We start from the raw sequence: 20,050 nt of genomic DNA on the forward strand, positions 1-20,050 counted from the left end.
AGAAGCTTAGAAGGGTTGCCATCTCAGCTTGGAGGCTTGATCGTAGCGTGCTTCCACTTCAGGCCAGTTAACGACATGCCACCAGTCTTCGATATATTTGTTGCGTTCGGCCTGATGCTTTAAGTAATATGCGTGTTCCCATACATCTATCGCCAGCAGCGGAATGGACTCCCATTGAGTCAGATTCTGGTGCTTTTCGGCCTGTAAAATTTCAAGACGTCCTGCGCGCGGACTCCACACCAGGATAGCCCAGCCGCCACCCTCGACCTTTTCGGCTGCCGAACTGAATTGCTTTTTGAATGCATCGTAGCTGCCAAAATCCTTTTTAATCTGTTCAGCCAGCGGTCCGCTTGGGTTTCCACCGCCTTGAGGACTCATGATCGTCCAAAAAAGAGTATGCAGATAATGGCCTGCGCCGTTGAATGCCAGTTCGCGTTCCCAATGTTTTACGAGGTCAAAATCACCTGTTTTTCGGGCTTCTTCCAGCTTCTTTTCCGCTTTATTCAGGTCATTCACATAGCTCAAATGATGTTTGTCATGGTGAATGCGCATCGTTTTCTCATCAATGTACGGTTCAAGAGCATTATAGGGGTAAGGGAGCGGTGGTAGTCGATGTCCTCCAATAGGAACCGACCGGCCGATTAAGGCCTTTTCCGTTGCGGAAGGTTGCGCCTGGCTGGATTTGACGCCTTTAGTCGTCCATGTGCCTTCTCCCCTTATGCCTGCCTGCCGTTCTCGAAACGCTTCCTCTGGGTAATTCTCACCCTCTGCCGCTACATGATACAACCTAGCAGCCCTTGCGATGGAGCCGGGTTCTTGAAAGGGGGTTGTCGAGATCAGGAAATATTGGCTTTCATGGGCCGCGTGTAATACAACTCCAGCGGATTTTGGCTGATGACGCAATGCTTGACTGTGCTCACTCAGCAGACCGAGCTGTCGTACATACTCCTGTGACTGACGGTTTGCGGTTTGCAGCAAATCGTCCAACCGACGATTTAATTCTTGTGAGTCAAGTTGAGAGTTTGAGGCTGACTCTGACAATGGCATCTTTACAGATGATGATGCGTCTAATCCCCTTGACTGTTTTGAATGTTCAGTGAATTCGTGTGTATGTGCTTGTGGAGCAGCCGACATCTGTTTCCATTCCTGATACCACGCCTGATCTGCCGGATCGAGCGCGCTCCGTTGCTCTTCAAGCAACTCTATGGCGGTGCGTTCCGTCTGTTCGAATACAGTCCGCCAATCATCCAGCAGCCGTACATAAGTAGGCTCCAGTCCCTCGGTGGCGGATTTAATCACTTCCACATGCCAACTTTCCTGCTGCTTCCAATGCCGAATTTCCTCCAGCACACGTAAGGGCAGGAAAGACCCATAAGTACTCAACATCGTTTTTTACCTCCCGTATCCTACTATGGCTATCCGGCGGATCTGGCAGATCTGCCCTGGATGCATACGTACCCAGTATATTCGCTGTCTCATCGGGAATATGTCTATGAACTCGCTTAATCCGGCCACATCTGTTACGTAGAACAAAGAATACCCATGGAAAACGAAAAAGAAGCCCAGCTACGGCACGGGTTAAGTGTCCATAGGCAGGCCCCTTCAAGGTGAAGAATAGAATACAGTTTTTTTGAAAAATAATTCTTTACTTCGCAGTCGTTTGATTGTGGGCATCAGCGATGGTTTTCTTGTCCTCCAGCTCCTGTACACTGCTTAGAAACGTCGATACCCGCCGTAAATACTCACGGGGATGCTCTCTGAAAATAAGCTCATGTATCCCATTTTTGACTATCCATACACTGGAAAGCGGGTTGGTTTGATTGGCAGCGAGCTTTTCCGCAATAGGGTAAGGAGCTTTTTCATCCTGTGTACCATGCACAAACATGATCGGGAACGGATAGTTTTCCTTTTTAACCTCCTGATATGGAATCTGATGCAAGCTGGTGCCGTTCAAGACTGGAAACAGCAACTCCAGAATTTCCAAAGACGGATGTCTTGGCAGATTAATTTGATTGTGAATGTTATGGTACAGCGTATCCGGCTCTAGCAGGAAGGTGCTGTCCAAAATCATTGCGTCCACATCCTTGGTTTGCAAGCCCGCCTGAAGAGCGGTTCCTGCCCCCATGGAGAAGCCCCATACGATAATCTCCGACGAGCCGCGTTGCTTGGCAAGCTGGATCGCTCCGAGAAGCTGCTGGGATTCCGCTTTGCCTCCGGTTGCGACTGCTTTGCTGTTTTGGGACGCGAATCCATAATCGAACATGACCACATTAAAGTTCAAACTGTGGGCATAATGCGCCAGATCATACATGGGAATCCAGCTTTCTTCGCGGTTAGCTCCATAACCATGGCTGAAAATAATCGTTTTCCGCGATTGATCCGCCGGGATATACCAGCCTTGTACCATGCGGCTACCATCCTTGGCAGGGAAGCTGACTTCCTCATAAGGCATGTTTTTGGCCTGCATCGGATTAGAGTACAGCGGCGCGACGGTAGGATTCGTAAGTACCCATGCGATGTAAGCATGCAAGGCAATAAAACAAAACAGCAGAAAAAAGACGACCGACAACAGCAGAGCAATCACAACGTGCTTGAACCGCAGCAGACGGGGATTAAAGAGTGGGGTGGACGGCTCCTGAACAGCGGTCTGTAGCTGAGAGTTGCGCTGGGATGTAGAAATCATGTAAGAGCCTCCTTATATAAAATTGATCTTCATTTCATAGAATTTAGGTATAATTCCACTTGAAAATGATAGTGTATATCCGTATAGATACCTATTATCGTATGATGGGGGTTATCCAAAGTCAACGCCTGAACCGGAAAAGTAAAAATGATGCAAAGAATTGTCGATGTTTGTTCTCGTTCTGTAATATGGTTGTCACAAAAACATCGGTTTACAGTAGCCGCGACTATTCTATATAATTTATGTAACCATGTTTCATAGTGTGAAACGAATATGGATACAAGAGGAGCGGTTCACGATGGAAGACCGTAAATTAACCGTTCGCGCTGTAGAGCGTGCACTTGATATATTGTTGTGTTTTACCGCAGATTCGGATCTTGGCCTGACGGAGATTGCCTCCAAAATTGGTCTACATAAAAGTACGGTTCATCGGCTGCTGACTACGTTGGAGGATCGGGGCTTTGTCGTTCGGAATGCCGAAACGGAAAAATATCGACTTGGCTTCCGCATTTGGGAGCTATCCACGCATTTGTCCCAAAGTGACGAGCCGGCGGTGTTGTTACAGCCTGCAATGGAAGGACTACGTGACCGTTTGGGCGAGACGGTCAGCTTGTACTTACGGGACGGCAGCATGCGTATTCGCATACAAGCCGTGCAGAGCAATCAGGCGATCCGCAGGGTTGCGCCTGTAGGTGCGCGTATGCCGCTGGCTGTAGGGGCCTCCAGCAAGGTGCTGGCAGCCTTTATGCCGCCGCAGGAGCTGGAAGCCCTACTAAGCGGGAATGAATGGCCGCCCTCGGTAGACCCGGAGGTCTATAAAGCCCAGCTGCAGGACATTCGCGAGAAGGGCTATGCGACCAGCTATGAAGAACGGGAGCCCGGGGCCGCTGCTGTGGCTGCGCCAATTGTGAACCGGAAGGGACAAGTCACTGCGGCTTTATCTGTATCCGGTCCGGTCAGTCGGCTTGCACCCGAGACGCTACATGACTTTGCTCCGATTTTGATCGAAGCGGCGAAGGAAATGGGGCTTATGCTTCCGTAACAAGAATAAATACAGTTGCAGCAAGCAAAGTGATTTGATGAGGAGCGTCTCCTTGCTAAATGGAACCTAGAAGGGTTGCCAAAGCCATAAATTTGAAGTAGTCTGATAAGGATGGCGGGATGTCTGTTATGTCCGCCTCATGTGAATAGAAGTATCACAGTTACTGGGGGAGCCTGTAATGCCGGGCTGAGATGGAATCGTGCAAGATTCCGGACCCTTTGCACCTGATCTGGATCATACCAGCGTAGGGAAGTAATCGGCCATTGAAATGTATACGCAGCTGCTGTCTACGGTGACGCATTGGAATAGGATTATTCACATGTGCACGGTTTGGATAGCTGCCTCGTTAGATTAGCCGGTTCCCTGGGGAACCGGCTTTTTTGCATAGATCAGCGCCACCCTGGGAATGGTTCCGGATCGGTGTGTCATTTCATCGAAACGGGAGGAATGGACAATGAAGCCGACAAAAGTAGAAGGAACAAAAGGAACAGAATTGAAATCAGCAGAAGTAAGGTTGGCAGGAACAAGGGAAGTTGAGGTAGAGAGAACAAACGGGGAGCAAGCCAGTGGGGTAACGCCCTTTCCAGGGAGCCGTAAGGTATATATTCAAGGCTCGCGGCCGGACATTGCCGTGCCAGAGCGGGAAATTGCTCTCCATCCTACACATACGCCGCAGGGCATAGAGCATCATGAGCCATTGCGTGTGTACGATACAAGCGGTCCCATGACTGACGAAGCCTATCAGGTCGATATCCGTCAGGGTCTGCCTCCACTACGGCGAGCTTGGGCACTGGAACGGGGTGATGTGGAGGCTTACGAGGGACGCGCCGTCAAACCGGAGGATAATGGACTCAAACCTGGCTCCAAACGGGAGACAGTTGAATTTCCCGGCGTGACCAACCGTCCGCTTCGTGCTTCGCAAGGTCGTACAGTGACGCAAATGCATTATGCACGGCAAGGGATCATTACGCCCGAAATGGAATTTGCGGCGATCCGCGAAGGGCTCGAGCCTGAGTTTGTACGGCAGGAATTGGCGGCTGGACGAGCCATTTTGCCTTCGAATATCAATCACCCGGAAAGTGAGCCAATGGTCATTGGGCGTCATTTTCACGTGAAGATCAATGCGAACATTGGTAATTCTGCGGTTACCTCCTCGATCGAGGAGGAAGTGGAGAAAATGACCTGGGCTGTGCGTTGGGGCTCGGATACAGTTATGGACCTGTCCACAGGCCGTAATATCCATACCACACGTGAATGGATCATTCGGAATTCTCCTGTACCGATTGGGACTGTGCCGCTGTATCAGGCACTTGAAAAGGTGAACGGTGAAGCAGAGGCGCTGACGTGGGAGTTGTATCGCGATACGCTGATTGAGCAGGCGGAGCAGGGAGTGGACTATTTTACAATTCATGCGGGTGTATTGCTGCGGTATATACCGATGACGGCGAATAGAATGACGGGAATTGTATCCCGTGGCGGGTCGATCATGGCAGCCTGGTGCCTTGCGCACCATCAGGAGAATTTTTTGTATACACATTTTGAAGAAATCTGCGAAATTATGAAAGCCTATGATGTGGCCTTTTCTCTCGGGGATGGTCTACGTCCGGGTAGTATCTATGATGCGAATGATGAAGCACAGTTTGCTGAGCTGGAAACGTTGGGTGAGTTAACGCAAATCGCATGGAAGCATGATGTTCAGGTCATGATTGAAGGACCGGGACATGTCCCTATGCATAAAATCAAAGAGAATGTGGATTTACAAATGGAGATTTGTAAGGAAGCTCCTTTCTATACCTTGGGACCGCTCACGACGGATATTGCCCCCGGATATGATCATATTACCTCAGCCATCGGGGCGGCGATGATCGGTTGGTTCGGGACGTCCATGCTGTGCTATGTTACGCCTAAGGAGCATTTGGGTCTGCCCAATAAGGATGATGTCCGCGAGGGTGTCATTACCTACAAAATTGCGGCGCATGCTGCCGATCTGGCGAAGGGACATCCACGGGCGCAGCAGCGGGATGATGCTTTGTCCAAGGCACGCTTTGAGTTTCGCTGGCGGGATCAGTTCAATCTGTCGCTTGATCCCGAGCGGGCCTTGTCCTACCATGATGAAACGCTACCGGCAGAGGGCGCCAAGGAAGCACACTTTTGCTCGATGTGCGGCCCCAAATTTTGTAGTATGCGTATCACGCAGGACATTCGCGCCTATGCAGCGGATAAGGGGCTGAACACTCAAGAAGCAGTAGCTGCCGGGATGCGTGAGAAGGCAGAGCAGTATCGGGATGGCGGTCAGTAAAACGAATGTGTGAGTTTAGGAACGCATGAATTAAAAAAAGCCGTGGTTCTCTACAGTCGATGTAGGGAACTACGGCTTTTTGGCTTATGTAAAGCGAGATCATGCAACCAGATAAACGACGCCTTATTTTTTACCCATTTTTTCATTCAAAATGTCCTGAAAGCTGAGTTTCTTCTCCGAGCTATCTTCTTTCTTCTGCATACTCACCGCGTTGGCACGTTGGTATTGGTGGTGAAAGGGCATCAGGGTGTGGACGGTTAAGTTCATTGTATTCATGTAGGTCATTCCTCCAATTCCATATTGTCAAATTCAGATTGAGTTGCTTAAGACGTCTGTATAGGACTATTTGTATGTACTTATGTCGTATTGCTATGTAGGTTGCTTGGTAATGTTTCAATCATTATAACCACATTTTTTCAAAGTAAAACGCTTTTGACATAAAACAGGAAGATGGTCATATGTGTCCAAAATGCCGATTAGGAGGATGGTCGTTTTAGGGGAAAATGTGCCTAGGTCTAAAACAAGGGCTAGAGGCCCGTTTTCTTAGTTTAGTAGTCGGGATTGTGTTTTTTTGTCGAATAACCTTGTAAAAGGAGGATTTTGCGGACTCCTCAAGTCAGGATTAAGGCAGTCTGGTGGCGAATTAAAGTGTCAAAGTTGTATTGACTTTATGTTTGGTAGTAGATACCATGAACTGGTTGTCAGCGTATTTTGACAACAAGAGTCAGCCAATCGATCTGGCGATTCATCCTTTGAAATGTAGAGAGAGGATTAGAGCATATATGAAAAAATGTATTGCAGACATCGCATTTATTATTCTGGGTGCGTTTTTTTTCGCGCTAGCTGTTAATCTGTTTGTGATCCCGAATGAGTTTGGCGAGGGGGGCGTTACAGGGGTTACGATTATCCTGTACTACCTGTTTCAGTGGTCTCCCTCGATCGTTAATCTGGTGATTAATGGCTTGCTGCTGATTGTCGGATATAAATTTTTGGACAAGAGAACGACCCTGTACACTATAATTGCGGTCGCTTTTAACTCGCTGTTTTTACATTTAACGGTCAACTGGCGGATTGATTCGCATGAGCCGACGATTAATGCTGTATTTGCCGGAGTTTTGGTGGGGGTCGGCATTGGCTTAATTGTACGGGTTGGTGGCACTACGGCGGGGACAGTCATTTTAGCCCGGATTGCTAACAAGTATCTGGATTGGAATATCAGCTATGGCCTGCTGTTTTTTGATTTGATTGTCGCATTCTCTTCCTATTTTATTATTGGTCCAGAAAAATTGATGCTAACTATCGTTATTTTGTACGTTGGTACGAAGGTGATGGACTTCATGATCGAAGGACTTAACCCCAAAAAAGCGGTCATGATCATTTCGGAGCACCAAGATAAAATTGCCGAGATGGTTATTACGAAAATGGATCGTGGAGTTACTGTCCTGTCAGGCCACGGTTATTACACTAAAAATCCAAAAGAAGTGCTGTATATCGTCATTAGTAAACAAGAGGTGTCAGCGCTTAAAAAGATAGTGAAAGCTATCGACACAGCAGCGTTTATCACCATTCATGATGTGCGAGACGTGTTCGGAGAGGGTTTTCTGGATATTTCGAAGTAACTCGCATGCGCGAAGGTAAGGTTATAGGAGAATAGGGTAGGAAGTCGGTCCTGAGGGATCGGCTTTTTTGCTTTGTGATGTTTATTCCATTTTTGGTATTGGAAAATATGCATAATAAAGAGGAGTCACTTAAATCCCTGTTATATGGAGGGTTTGGCGGGATGGAGAATAAGGGTAATTTTAATGTAAGTTCCGTTGGCTACTTTCGAATGAAAACGCTTGGAAGAAAACGCATCGTATCTCTGCTTATATTTGGATAGCCTTTGGCTTAATCGGGATCGCTATAGGATTAGGACAAGAAGTTAATGTGTATATGATGCTCGCTTCTTGTTTACCGACGATGATTAGTTTTATTACTTCTCTCTTAATACGGATCGATTTAGCATATTAGGGGGATTTCCATGAGAAGTAAATTAAATTTTTCTAATGTATTGTCTTTTCTTATTTCTGTTTTGCCTTTCATCATCTACCTTTTCATGTATCCGAGAATGCCTAGGAATGTAGCAATCCACTACAATTTCAATGGTGTGGCTGATCGCTTTGTAGACAAATCCTCCCCTGAGGTATGGTTGTTGTGTGGAATTAGCCTCATGTCTTTTATGATTATGCTTATGCTCCAACCCTATTTCAGTCGTCAGTTCAAGAGCGAAGAAGGCTCTGCAATCATGGAAAACCTGCCTGGTCTCTTCACACTCCTTATAACCCTAGTGTTCTCAGTTCTCGGCATATGTTTCCTTTTAAAAGCTTAAGCATATAAAAAATCCCCTCTCAATTCGCAGTTTCCGCTGCATTTGGAGGGGATTTCGTTATTTATACGCTCTTTACTCTTGAATCATTTGACGCAATACGGTTTGCAGAATACCACCGTTGTGGTAGTAGTCGATATCGACGGTGCTGTCCAAACGGGCAATCACCGGGAATTCGAACTTCGTACCATCCTCACGTTTAGCCACAACCGTAAGCTCTTGACCAGGCTTCACGTCATTGTTAATGCCGAGGATGTCGAAGGTTTCGCGGCCATTGAGGCCCAAGCTGGACCAGCCATAGCCTTCCTGGAATTGCAGAGGCAGTACACCCATGCCGACCAGGTTACTGCGGTGAATCCGCTCGAAGCTTTCGGCAATGACAGCCTTAACGCCCAGCAGAAGCGTACCTTTGGCCGCCCAGTCACGAGAGCTGCCTGTGCCGTATTCCTTACCAGCAATGACGATCAGGTTCTGATCGGCTGCCTGATATTTCATGGATGCATCATAGATGGACATTTCCTCATCCGTTGGCAAGTATTTGGTAACGCCGCCCTCGGTGCCTGGAGCCACATTGTTGCGGATACGGATGTTGGCGAATGTACCGCGCATCATGACCTCGTGGTTACCGCGACGGGAGCCGTAGGAGTTGAAATCCTTGCGTTCCACGCCATGCTCCTTCAAGTACAGTCCTGCCGGGCTGGAAGGGGCAATGTTGCCTGCTGGTGAGATATGGTCCGTCGTGACCGAATCATTCAACAGGGCAAGCACACGGGCATTGCGGATTTCCTTGATATCCTGTACGCCATCCTGAAGTCCTTCAAAGAACGGCGGGTTTTGAATATAAGTTGAGTTTTCATCCCATTCATACAGTTCACCTTCAGGAACCGGAATGGAATTCCACTTTTCGTTGGCAGTAAATACATTTTCATATTTACGGCGGAACATATCCGGGCTGAGAGACAGGCTGATCGCTTCCTTGATTTCCTCGGAAGTGGGCCAGATATCTTTCAGGTAGACTGGCTGATTGTCCTGATCGTAACCGAGCGGATCGTTCACCAAATCAATGTTCACCGTGCCTGCCAGCGCATAAGCGACAACCAATGGCGGTGAGCCGAGATAGTTGGCTTTGACCTGGGCATGCACGCGACCTTCAAAGTTCCGGTTGCCGGAAATAACTGCGCCAACCGTCAAATCATGGTCTATGATGGCTTGACTCACTTCGTCAGGAAGTGGGCCGGAGTTACCGATACAGGTCGCGCAGCCATAGCCTGCCACATGGAAGCCGAGGGCTTCGAGCGGTCCGATTAATCCGGCTTTTTGCAGGTATTCCGTCACGACGAGGGAGCCTGGGGTCAAGCTTGTTTTAACATAACCCGGCTTTTTGAGCCCGCGCTGCACTGCTTTTTTGGCCAGCAAGCCCGCACCGAGCATAACGCTTGGATTGGAGGTATTCGTGCAGCTTGTAATTGCTGCAATAACGACTGCTCCTGTACCCAACTCGCTGGTGGAGCCGTCCGGATGGGTCAGCGGAATTTTCTGTGCGATTTTTTCATCGCTCAGTCCATAGCCGCCCTTGTCCACCGGGGTACGGATGATGCCTTCAAACGTTTCTTTCATGCGGCTAAGCTCAACACGGTCCTGTGGACGTTTGGGTCCGGCGAGGCTCGGTACAACCGAAGCCAGATCCAGCTCAATCGTATCGCTGAACACAGGGTCCGGTGTATCGGATGTGCGGAACATGCCTTGGGCTTTATAATATTCCTCAACGAGGCTTACTTGCTCATCGGAACGTCCGGTGCTGCGCAGGTAGGCCAGCGTTTCCGCATCGACCGGGAAGAAGCCAATCGTTGCGCCGTATTCCGGTGCCATGTTGGCAACCGTCGCACGGTCAGCCAAACTGATGTTTGCCAGGCCAGGCCCGTAAAATTCTACGAATTTGCCGACTACGCCTTTTTTACGCAACATTTGCGTTACTGTAAGTGCCAGATCGGTGGCGGTGGAGCCTTCCGACAGGCTGCCTGTCAATTTGAAGCCAATCACATCAGGAGTGACAAAATACAGCGGCTGCCCCAGCATACCCGCCTCTGCCTCAATCCCGCCGACACCCCAGCCTACAACACCCAGCCCATTAATCATCGTGGTATGGGAGTCTGTTCCTACGAGGGAATCTGGAAAGACGACCGTTTCACCGTCAATGGTTTTGGTGGCGGCAACGGAGGCGAGATACTCCAGATTGACCTGATGGACGATACCGGTGGATGGCGGAACGGCGCGGAAGTTGTTGAACGCCGTTTGCGCCCAACGCAGAAAACGGTACCGCTCCTCGTTACGTTCAAACTCTACATTGATATTGTAATCCAGTGCATCACTGGTACCGAAAGCATCAACCATGACCGAGTGGTCGATAACGAGATCGACGGGAACGAGCGGATTGATTTGCTTCGGGTCCCCGCCTGCTTTTTTCACCGTATCACGCATAGCTGCCAAATCGACAACCACCGGGACACCGGTAAAATCCTGTAGCACGATGCGTGCAGGAATGAATGGAATCTCCTTGTTGGTGTCACGATCCTCAGCCCAGCCTGTCAGCTGTTGCACATGTTCTTCTGTAATGGCGCGACCGTCAAACTGTCGAACCGCGGCTTCCAGCAATACTTTAATGGAGAAAGGCAACTTGGCGATACCGCTTTTTCCTTGTTCCTCCAGTGCCTTAAGACTATAGTAACGATAAGGCTTACCGTTAACTTCGAGACTACGGGCAATGGAGAATTGATCTTTTCCTGACATAAGTATTACCTCCTTGAAGTGGATGCTTGGGGGAAAATAGGGATGTCGTTTTTTCGACGTCTTGCACAGTTGGTTTAAATTGGTTGCGTTCTCAATTACATCTTCAGTGGTTCATTACGTGTTAGAGGTTGTGATGAATGTAATTTGTTTCATTAGATGAAACATGATTTCAAAATGATTGCTTTTGGATTAAGTATACCGTTTTCAGACGGTTCCGTAAAGTTTTTTTGGCCTAAATGATGTGTTGCAGATTGGAAAATAAAACGTTCCGCTCCCTTGCGTTTCGACGTTCATACCAAGCTTTAGAGATTCATACTTATAGATAGAGAGCATCAGACCAGAGATGCAAGAAAGGAAGTTATACATCATTCCGGTTATCCCCGGAAAAGGATAGCGGGACGAATATGGAGGGATAGGGATGGGGGAGCGGGAATGGAAACAGGCCCTTTTTGCTTACGTGAATCAATACAATCGCAGTGAGGTGAATGGTGTACCGCAGCCAGATGAGTATCTGGAGGTGGGGCAGCGGATGGAACGAGCAGCACGTGCGGCCAGATTGGAGCAGTGGTACAACGAACGGGACGCTGTTCCTCTACGCAGCGAGACACGCGCCAAGCCGCTACGAATGGTGCAGGATACCCCGGATGAGGCAGTGGTAGATGTACAACTGCATGTCCGACTCTTTTATGAGAAGGGCGGGATGACTCACCGGGAGGATCGGATTGAACGGGAGCGTCTGACGTTCACACGCGAGGGTGAAGCCTGGCAGGTAGCGAGAATTGAGCGCGATCCGGCAGAAAGGAAGCCAGCGGGGGGAGAGGTCCCTTTTGAGCAGGCTTCGTTTAATCAGGGAGGGAGTTTGCCGCTGCTGAATCGCGGAGTGCTGGGCTTTGGCACATCGGCACGTCCCAGCCGATATCGCCGTGAAGAAGCAGCGGCTTATGCAGATCAGTGGTGGGATAGCTTTAACCCGGAGTTTGAAGGTTTTGATGTGGATTGCACCAATTATATCTCGCAATGCCTCTTTGCAGGGGGAGCACCGATCCACTATACTGGTAAAAGAGAATCGGGCTGGTGGTATAAAGGACGGGTCGCCGGACGTGAGCTGTGGAGCTACAGTTGGGCAGTTTCCAACAGTCTGGAGCGGTATTTGGGCTCCAGTTCATGGGGGTTGACTGCTGAGCAGGTGAGTCGCCCAGAGCAGCTCATGCTGGGGGACGTCATATTTTACGATTGGGATGGTGACGGAACCTTCCAGCACAGCACGGTGGTAACGGCCTTTGATGCGGGCGGCATGCCGCTAGTCAATGCACATACGGTAAGCTCCAGACATCGTTATTGGGACTATAAAAATTCGTATGCGTGGACGGACAACACGGTATATCGCTTTTATCACATCGCCGACTATTTTTAAATGAGATGATGGATAACAGGTACAGTGATGCAAATCAGTCACAATGACGAAAGCAGGAAAGCGGAGGATAGGCATGGCAAATCAAAAATTAACCGTAGGGCTGGTGTACGGTGGCAAATCGGGCGAACATGAGGTTTCGTTGCAAACGGCGTATGCGGTAATGAACGCTTTTAACTATGAGAAATACGAGATTATTCCTTTTTATATTACGAAGGCTGGCGATTGGCGTAGAGGGGCGCTATTAAGCGCTCCTCTGGCTTCTGTAGAGCAATTGAAGCTGGAACGCGCAGAGGGCGGCACCAAGGCGGCATTAGATACATTGTTCGGCAAGCTGTACGGAGAGCAGACGCTGGATGTATTGTTCCCGTTGCTGCACGGCACCTTTGGCGAGGACGGAACGATTCAGGGTCTGTTCGAAATGGCGGATATGCCCTATGTCGGTGCAGGAGTGCTGGCTTCGGCAGCAGGTATGGATAAAGGCGTCATGAAGAAGCTGTTTGAGCATGCAGGATTGCCGCAAGTGAAATACTGTTATTTTAATAGTACACAGTGGGCCCAAACCAGTCATGATCTGGTGCGTAACATGGAAACCGAGCTAGGTTATCCTTGCTTTGTCAAACCGGCCAATCTGGGATCAAGTGTCGGTATTTCCAAAGCCAGTAACCGAGAAGAGTTGGAAAAGGCTGTAGATCTGGCTTTGCAATTTGACCTGAAGGTGATTGTCGAGGAATACGTCGATGCCCGTGAGATTGAGGTCAGCGTACTTGGCAATGACGAGCCGATTGCCTCGGTACCGGGTGAAATTGTATCGTCGAGTGATTATTACGATTACGCAGCGAAATATACGGATGGCCAATCGGAAATGCTCATTCCGGCACCGTTGGATGAGGAAGTGGCAGATCGTATTCGTGAAGCCGCATTGCAAGCATTCCGTGCTCTGGAAGGCTGCGGGATTTCCCGTGCCGATTTCTTCGTCAGACGCTCGGATGGACATATCCTTATTAATGAAGTGAATACGATGCCTGGTTTTACACCGTTCAGTATGTATCCATTACTGTGGAGAGAAACTGGCGTATCCTATGCAAGTTTACTGGACCGCATGATTGCTCTTGCACTGGAACGTTATGAGCGCAGGTCGGCACTGCACTACGAGAACTCATAAACGAAACAAAGGGGAGCTGATCACTCTCCTTTTTGTTCATATATAGGGCACATACTTGAGCATTTCACTAAACCCTTAATCATGAAAGGTGGCGGCTACACATGGGCTTTCAAACTGAATTTAACTCCGTGTGCAAATTCAAGAGCGAACAAGAACTTTACGAACTGCTGGAATACGGACGTGGCAAAATGGTTAAATCCGGGCTACGCGTGTTTCCGACAGGCCAGAAGGTCATCGCTTACAGCGTGGACAACGTGGCAGTAGCCATCGTGCAGATTGTGGGCTGTATCGCCGAAATTAATTTCCAGGGCGATGAAGTGACCGAGGTTGAAATGATCCTCATTCGTAAGCTGAATGAAGAGGAAGCGAGAATTCAGACCGCATTGGCGGATGAAATGTTTTTTGGAGCACAGCAGCAATCCTAGCTGTTTCCTTCTTGCAATTTGTGCGATAACACCGAATCAGCAGGTGCTTTTCCGGGTATGATCAGTAGAAAAGGGTTTTAGGTCACAGAACGAAAGCGGCCTTATCATCTACTGCGAACTGCTGAAAGGAAGACACCCTATGATCGTAAGGTTTGGTTATGTAGCCATGTCGGTTACCGTGCAAAATGCATCCCCCTCTAAAACCATGACGATGGCCAGCTTTAACAAGATTGGAGACCGAGAAGCTGCGATCCGCAAGCTAGAAAGGATAGCAGCCGAAAATCTCCATAATACATTGAGACTGCTGCGCCATAATCGCGCGAGTGATATCCAGGTCTATCGTTTCTCATCCAAGCTGATTCCGCTCGCGACCCATCAGGATCTGCGGGATTGGGACCCTTTTCAGGCGCTTGCTGCTGACTTTGCAGAGGTTGGCAACTATGTCAAGGCGAATAGGATGAGGGTATCGTTTCACCCCGATCATTTTACAGTGTTAAGCACTCCCCGTCCTGAGGTGTTGGAGAGCTCCATTAATGATCTGAAGTACCACAAAGCGATGCTGGAGGCCATGGGGCTCGGTGCCGAAGCCAAGAACAACATTCATATTGGTGGTGCATACGGAGATAAGGTGACCTCAGGCCAGCGTTTTGTAGAGCAGGTTAGTGCTTTGGATCTTTCGTTAAGAGAACGGTTAACGCTGGAAAATGATGATAAAACGTTTAATGCGATGGAAACGCTGGAGGCTTGCAAATTGACGGGATTGCCGATGGTTCTCGATATTCATCATCAATGGGTGAATAATGAGGGGGAAAAGCCGTGGGAGCTATGGCCGGATATTTTGGATACCTGGAAAGGGGAATTGGCCCAATCCGGATCTTCTGTTGATCATCCATTGCCGCCCAAAATCCATGCGTCCAGTCCCAAAAGTGAAAAAGATCCCCGGGGCCATGCGGACGGTGTCCTAGTGGAGCCGTTGCTTACCTTTTTGCGCAATATTGCCGGATATACGGATCGGATTGATGTCATGCTTGAAGCCAAGCTTAAGGATGAAGCGTTATTCGGATTGATGAATGAACTGCGCCTTCAGGAAGACAATGGGGTTAAAGTGCTGGATGGGGCTTCCGTAGAAATTATGCCTTAGAAAGTAGCATTTCGCGGATAAAGCTCCCATTTAGAGAAACTTTATGCAGTTTATTGTGTATACTAGAATGTAAACTAGCAAATTTGTACTGAAACAGAGATGGTTAAGAGACTGCTGTAGGGCAGATTCGTAAACCACGTAACAATGATATAGAAAGTAGAGTGAACACGTTGAACGAACATGAAAACGAAAAGGTTCCCTATATCGTATCAGGAAAAAGCTATACTGCCGTGGCTATTAACGCGGCATCCAAAGCCGGGGAATGGATTAAGAGCAAACTGGGAACTGTTCAACATTTGAATACCAAACAGTCTCCTACGGATCTAGTGACCGAGGTAGATAAAGGTGCAGAGCAGATGATTCGCAGACTGATTCTGACCCATTTTCCCGATCATGCTATTTTGGGTGAAGAGGGTGTAGAGCCGGGAGCCGAAGCTTCGGCCCGCGCATTAGAGGCTGCCCGTGAAGAGGAATATTTATGGATTATTGATCCGGTAGATGGCACTACCAATTTTGTACACAGTCTGCCGTATTACAGTGTGTCTATTGCCTTGGCCCATCGTGGCGAGGTGATTGTCGGGGTCATTTATGATCCGTCTCGTGATGAAATGTTTGTAGCGGAAAAGGGAAAAGGCGCATATGTACATGGCAATCGCATGCAAGCATCGAGAGAAGAAACACTGGGAGATAGTCTGGTGTGCATCGGCTTCCCGCCGGATCGTACGTATGCACAACCGCTAAATATGAAAATTACGCAGGTTCTTACACCTCAGGTACGCGGCATTCGGGCGCTGGGCTCGGCAGCATTGCATCTGGCTTACGTAGCTTCGGGACGGCTATCGGCCTATTGCGAAATTGGTTTGAATGCGTGGGATGTAGCAGCGGGCGCTTTACTGGTGCAGGAATCAGGTGGTACCATTACCGATACATTGGGCAGACCTTATGACCTGAGTGTACGGCATATTGCAGCTACGAATACAGCTATTCATTCTCAACTTATTCAAGTGCTGAAAGAAGCAGACGCAACCGGGTTATAATTCTACGTAGACCATCACCTAAAGGAGGAAATGGCGATGAGCCAATCCGAAGAATTGGAACGCCAGCTTAGTGAACTGCTGACGGAAGGCGAAATTCGTGAGAATGAGGCCCAAAAGCGGGAACGGCTCAGCCCTAAATATGAGGTGCGGGTTCAGACTCATATCGATCCCATTGTTGAGGAGACGCGTAAATACCGGAGTATGGCACGTGAACTTGATGACCGATACGACGAATATATGAGCAAGGCGGACAAATCGAAACCAACCGATCAACGCTAAGCAAATACAAATACCTCTTGCCGAATGACCAAGGCATGGGGTATTTTGTATGTTATAAAGGAGGCGACATTCACTGATTACCTACTTTAAAAGCGCTTACAAAAATGCTGGAATCCATCATAAAATGGTACTGCTGATAACGGTGCTCATGCTGGTCAATTTTGCAGTAGTTGCAGTCATACTTAAGTACGTATTTCATATTTATGATAATCAAATGTACAAAAAAACATCCGAAGTACTCAATATTTCTTCAATCGGCATAGAAAATGAGCTGAAGGATGTGGAAAAAGTTACTTTTAAGGTAACAACGGACGAGCAGCTTCAACGTTATTTACTGCAATTGGAAAAGGAAACGTCACCTTATGCCAAAATGGTGCTGCGTAAAAAAATAACGAATAGGCTCGTCGCCTTTGCCGGCTCTGAGACCTATGTCTATTCTATGATAGTGATCGATAAAGAGGGACAGGTCATGAGTGCGGGCAACCGCGAAGGTATTCCCCAAGAACTTCGATCCACCCTGTCGGAGCTGGCAGACGAACATGACGGTTCCAATGCATGGTATGCGGCAGGACATTCCTCCTTGCTGGCAGCTCGGCAGTTCAAATCCTTTACCGATTCCAATTTTACACTGAATGGACTCGGAACGCTTGCGATTCGTGTGCGAATTGACCGGATTGTAGCGGATCGTGTGCAGACCTCAGGCCGTGACGGACAACTGATGATTACAGATGGAAAGCGGATGATTTATCCCGAAACACCACTTTTAAGTGAGAGTGATATTCAGGCCGAGCTTGGCCGAAAGCAGCCTTACGGGATTGCGACCTACTCAGGAGGAACCTTTTTCGCTGCTCAAATCAAATCCTCTTATACGGGTTGGACGTATTTGCATATGACCCCCTTCGATGATATGTTTCGCAGCATTACGATCATCAAAGAAATTGTAAGCGCTATTTTTGTCATTATGCTTCTTATTGCATTGGCACTCGGAGCTAGGCTGTCAGGCAGCATTACCAAACCGATTGTTCAATTAATCCAGAACATGCGTAAAATAGAAAAAGGTGATCTCGACCGTTTGGAAGAAGAAGCACTTGGCACGGTCCCCCTTTCCACACAGGACGAGGTAGGCTTGCTGCATCGGACATATAAGAAAATGATTCGCCGCATTCGTGAGCTCATTAATGAGAATGTTGCCAAGCAGCTCTTGCTGCGGGAAACAGAGCTAAAGGCGCTACAGGCCCAGATTAATCCACATTTTTTGTACAATACATTAGAGTCTGTGAACTGGCTTGCCAAGGCCAATAAGCAGGATCGGATTTCAGAAATGGTAGAGGCACTTGCTTTTCTGCTGCGCAGTGCGGTCAGTTTTGAAGAGCAGCTGATTCCGCTTCGAAAAGAGCTGGATATTGTAAGGAGCTACGTAACGATCCAAAAAACACGTTTTGATGAGCGTCTCGTTTTCCATCTGGATGTCCCGGAAGAACTGATGGACGCGCAAATTCCGAAGCTAACGCTTCAGCCCTTGGTGGAGAATGCCATCCATTATGCGCTAGAGCCGCGAATTGAACCTTGTCGGATTGCTATTATTGCGAGAGAAAGTGAGGGGGCTCTTTTTTTGCGAGTTGAAGATGACGGGCCGGGAATGACGCCGGGTTTCTTGGAAATGCTGCGAACCGGGCAGGTCACGACTCGTGGGCAGGGCATTGGACTTACGAATATTCAGGAACGGATTAACCTGACATTTGGTTCACCTTGGGGGATAGAGCTGCATAGCGAGTCAGGAACAGGAACGTCGATTCATGTCTGTATTCCATATGTGAAAGGGGATCAGGGTCGTGTACAAGGTGCTACTGGTTGATGATGAGCGTATGATTTTGGAGGGCATATCACAGGTGGTTGATTGGGGTAAAGCGGGAACGAAATTGATCGGTACAGCACGTAACGGGATTGAAGCTTATGATCAGATTCAGGCCAGCCCGCCTGATTTTGTGATCAGCGATATCTCTATGCCAGGACTGGACGGCATCGGACTGGTTGCCAAAACGACGGAGCATTTTCCAGACGTCCGTTTTATTCTGTTGTCTGGTTACAAAGATTTCGACTATGCCTGTCGGGCTATGCAATACGGGGTGAAGCACTACTTGTTGAAACCCTGCAATGAGCGGCAAATTCATGAGGCTCTGACCGAGTTGGGGCAGGAGCGGGAGGAGCAGGAAGAACGCAAGCAGTTTGTAAACCGGATGAAGCTAGATTTTCAGCGTATGCTGCCTCATGTGAAGGAACACTTTTTGAAGGAGTTTATTTCCTATAAAACTTACGGTAGCCGTGATATCGCATTTTATGAGCGGTTATTCGGACTTGAATTGCAAGATAAGCAGGTTCGAATGCTGCTGCTGCGGGTGGAGGAATCCCATGAGCCGGAGCATTTGTTTGCATTGCAAAATATAGCGGCAGATTTGATGGATGATGTCTTGCTTAGTACGACCATGCAGGGGCAATTGCTCATCGTGCTGGAAAGTGAGGATGACACGTCACCGTTCATGAAACAGATTGAAGCGGTACGTGCGACATTTCATCGCTTTTACAAGCTGGAGGTAACGGTCGCAGTTAGTGAGTCGGATAGTATGCAACATTCACGGGGGATGTATCGGGAGACACTGCATTGTATGAATCACCGCTTTTACACTGGGGAGGGCAGTCTGATTACGAAGGAGGATTTAGCGACTGAGGATACCCGGGAGATGGCAGATTTGGAGTTGGACGAGGAAAAGTTCGGTCTGCTGATCAAGGCTGGAAATACGGTGGAGGTTGCACAGGAAGTGGATCGGTTGTTCGGTATTCTGTCCCGTATGAAGCTGGAAATCTCCGTGACCCGCTCGTATGTGCTTCAGCTCTATGCCGCTATGATTCGTATATGCCCTGAAGAAGAGCGTGCGGCGTTTACGAGCCGAATGGTGGTGCTGGCAGAGCAAAAAACGCTGGCATGTCTCAAATCTTTTGTACAGGAAGCTGCCGAACGAATGACCGCAATCTATTATAAAAGTAATGTGTATCGCCAATCTTCTACCGTTGATAAAATGATCACTATTATTGAGCAAAACTACAGAAAATCCGATTTGTCGCTGAACGGAGTGGCAGGTCAAATGCTGTATATGAATTCCGACTATTTAGGTAAGATTTTCAAAAAGGTGACGGGGGAAAACTTCTCACACTACGTCAATCGTTATCGGATCGAACGTGCGGCTGAGCATATTCGGGAGACCGGAGACGTGAAGGTATTTGAACTGGCGGAATGGTTCGGCTTCGGTGGCAACGCGCAATATTTTAGCCAGGTGTTCAAAAAGTGGGCGGGTATGACGCCTTCCGAGTACATTAAATCACATGAACGGGGATGAGCTGATGGAGTCCCACTGTTTTTT

General features: G+C 48.4%; 16 protein-coding genes, 1 pseudogene and 1 riboswitch. Of the genes and pseudogenes, 13 read left to right on the plus strand and 4 right to left on the minus strand.

Translation table 11 applies throughout. The features are described 5' to 3' along the window. Nucleotides 1-6: 6 nt before the first annotated feature. Both AC5ELV_RS21060 and AC5ELV_RS21065 read right to left on the minus strand, forming a co-directional pair. Nucleotides 7-1,386: a Fe-Mn family superoxide dismutase gene (locus AC5ELV_RS21060; RefSeq protein ID WP_493431726.1), complete on the minus strand. Its 1,380-nt coding sequence runs from the start codon at nucleotides 1,384-1,386 to the stop codon at nucleotides 7-9. Nucleotides 1,387-1,645: 259 nt separating this feature from the next. Further along, entirely contained in the window at nucleotides 1,646-2,683 is a 1,038-nt protein-coding gene (locus AC5ELV_RS21065) for an alpha/beta hydrolase (RefSeq protein ID WP_493431727.1), read from the minus strand. A gap of 298 nt (nucleotides 2,684-2,981) precedes the next feature. Here AC5ELV_RS21065 and AC5ELV_RS21070 point away from each other — a divergent pair, with 298 nt between their 5' ends. Continuing rightward, entirely contained in the window at nucleotides 2,982-3,725 is a 744-nt protein-coding gene (locus AC5ELV_RS21070) for an IclR family transcriptional regulator (protein ID WP_493431728.1), read from the plus strand. Between the two features lie 155 nt (nucleotides 3,726-3,880). After that, nucleotides 3,881-3,993, plus strand: a riboswitch (TPP riboswitch). 186 nt (nucleotides 3,994-4,179) lie between these two features. Next, nucleotides 4,180-6,024 carry a phosphomethylpyrimidine synthase ThiC gene (gene thiC / locus AC5ELV_RS21075; protein WP_493431729.1) on the plus strand — a complete coding sequence of 615 codons (1,845 nt, stop codon included), beginning with the start codon at nucleotides 4,180-4,182 and terminating at the stop codon, nucleotides 6,022-6,024. A gap of 123 nt (nucleotides 6,025-6,147) precedes the next feature. Here the strand turns inward: thiC and AC5ELV_RS21080 are convergent, their stop codons facing one another. Beyond that, nucleotides 6,148-6,300 carry a hypothetical protein gene (locus tag AC5ELV_RS21080; protein ID WP_010348453.1) on the minus strand — a complete coding sequence of 51 codons (153 nt, stop codon included), beginning with the start codon at nucleotides 6,298-6,300 and terminating at the stop codon, nucleotides 6,148-6,150. Nucleotides 6,301-6,806: 506 nt separating this feature from the next. Between AC5ELV_RS21080 and AC5ELV_RS21085 the strand changes: the two genes are divergently transcribed. The 3 genes and pseudogenes from AC5ELV_RS21085 to AC5ELV_RS21095 all read left to right on the plus strand — a co-directional run bounded on the left by AC5ELV_RS21085 (nucleotide 6,807) and on the right by AC5ELV_RS21095 (nucleotide 8,392). Further along, a complete protein-coding gene (locus AC5ELV_RS21085; protein ID WP_029515776.1) occupies nucleotides 6,807-7,643 on the plus strand; it encodes a YitT family protein in 837 nt (278 codons plus the stop codon). A 205-nt stretch (nucleotides 7,644-7,848) separates the two neighbouring features. Next, nucleotides 7,849-8,034 (plus strand): annotated as a pseudogene (locus AC5ELV_RS21090) (SdpI family protein); the annotation flags it as partial. 10 nt (nucleotides 8,035-8,044) lie between these two features. Continuing rightward, nucleotides 8,045-8,392: a DUF1648 domain-containing protein gene (locus tag AC5ELV_RS21095; protein WP_493431730.1), complete on the plus strand. Its 348-nt coding sequence runs from the start codon at nucleotides 8,045-8,047 to the stop codon at nucleotides 8,390-8,392. A 72-nt stretch (nucleotides 8,393-8,464) separates the two neighbouring features. On the opposite strand, the gene acnA is transcribed toward AC5ELV_RS21095, so the two are convergent. Then, a complete protein-coding gene (acnA, locus tag AC5ELV_RS21100; protein WP_493431731.1) occupies nucleotides 8,465-11,176 on the minus strand; it encodes an aconitate hydratase AcnA in 2,712 nt (903 codons plus the stop codon). Between the two features lie 418 nt (nucleotides 11,177-11,594). Here acnA and AC5ELV_RS21105 point away from each other — a divergent pair, with 418 nt between their 5' ends. The 8 genes from AC5ELV_RS21105 to AC5ELV_RS21140 all read left to right on the plus strand — a co-directional run bounded on the left by AC5ELV_RS21105 (nucleotide 11,595) and on the right by AC5ELV_RS21140 (nucleotide 20,026). Continuing rightward, a complete protein-coding gene (locus AC5ELV_RS21105) occupies nucleotides 11,595-12,590 on the plus strand; it encodes an amidase domain-containing protein (protein WP_029515772.1) in 996 nt (331 codons plus the stop codon). Nucleotides 12,591-12,663: 73 nt separating this feature from the next. After that, nucleotides 12,664-13,752 (plus strand): D-alanine--D-alanine ligase, encoded by a 1,089-nt coding sequence (locus AC5ELV_RS21110; RefSeq protein ID WP_039270664.1) that lies wholly within the window; start codon nucleotides 12,664-12,666, stop codon nucleotides 13,750-13,752. 101 nt (nucleotides 13,753-13,853) lie between these two features. Next, nucleotides 13,854-14,177 carry a hypothetical protein gene (locus tag AC5ELV_RS21115; protein WP_023987008.1) on the plus strand — a complete coding sequence of 108 codons (324 nt, stop codon included), beginning with the start codon at nucleotides 13,854-13,856 and terminating at the stop codon, nucleotides 14,175-14,177. Between the two features lie 139 nt (nucleotides 14,178-14,316). Continuing rightward, entirely contained in the window at nucleotides 14,317-15,318 is a 1,002-nt protein-coding gene (gene uvsE / locus AC5ELV_RS21120; RefSeq protein ID WP_493431732.1) for a UV DNA damage repair endonuclease UvsE, read from the plus strand. Nucleotides 15,319-15,488: 170 nt separating this feature from the next. Beyond that, complete coding sequence (locus AC5ELV_RS21125) at nucleotides 15,489-16,355, plus strand: inositol monophosphatase family protein (protein WP_493431733.1); 867 nt, start codon at nucleotides 15,489-15,491, stop codon at nucleotides 16,353-16,355. Between the two features lie 36 nt (nucleotides 16,356-16,391). Then, nucleotides 16,392-16,634: a hypothetical protein gene (locus tag AC5ELV_RS21130; RefSeq protein WP_029515768.1), complete on the plus strand. Its 243-nt coding sequence runs from the start codon at nucleotides 16,392-16,394 to the stop codon at nucleotides 16,632-16,634. A gap of 124 nt (nucleotides 16,635-16,758) precedes the next feature. Beyond that, nucleotides 16,759-18,489 (plus strand): sensor histidine kinase, encoded by a 1,731-nt coding sequence (locus AC5ELV_RS21135; protein ID WP_493431734.1) that lies wholly within the window; start codon nucleotides 16,759-16,761, stop codon nucleotides 18,487-18,489. Beyond that, the gene (locus tag AC5ELV_RS21140) at nucleotides 18,467-20,026 is read left to right on the plus strand and encodes a response regulator transcription factor (protein WP_493431735.1); all 1,560 of its coding nucleotides are present in this window, start codon (nucleotides 18,467-18,469) and stop codon (nucleotides 20,024-20,026) included. The genes AC5ELV_RS21135 and AC5ELV_RS21140 overlap by 23 nt, the downstream gene beginning before the upstream one ends. Nucleotides 20,027-20,050: the final 24 nt, after the last annotated feature.

It is taken from the genome of Paenibacillus sp. NMA1017 (genome assembly GCF_058895805.1).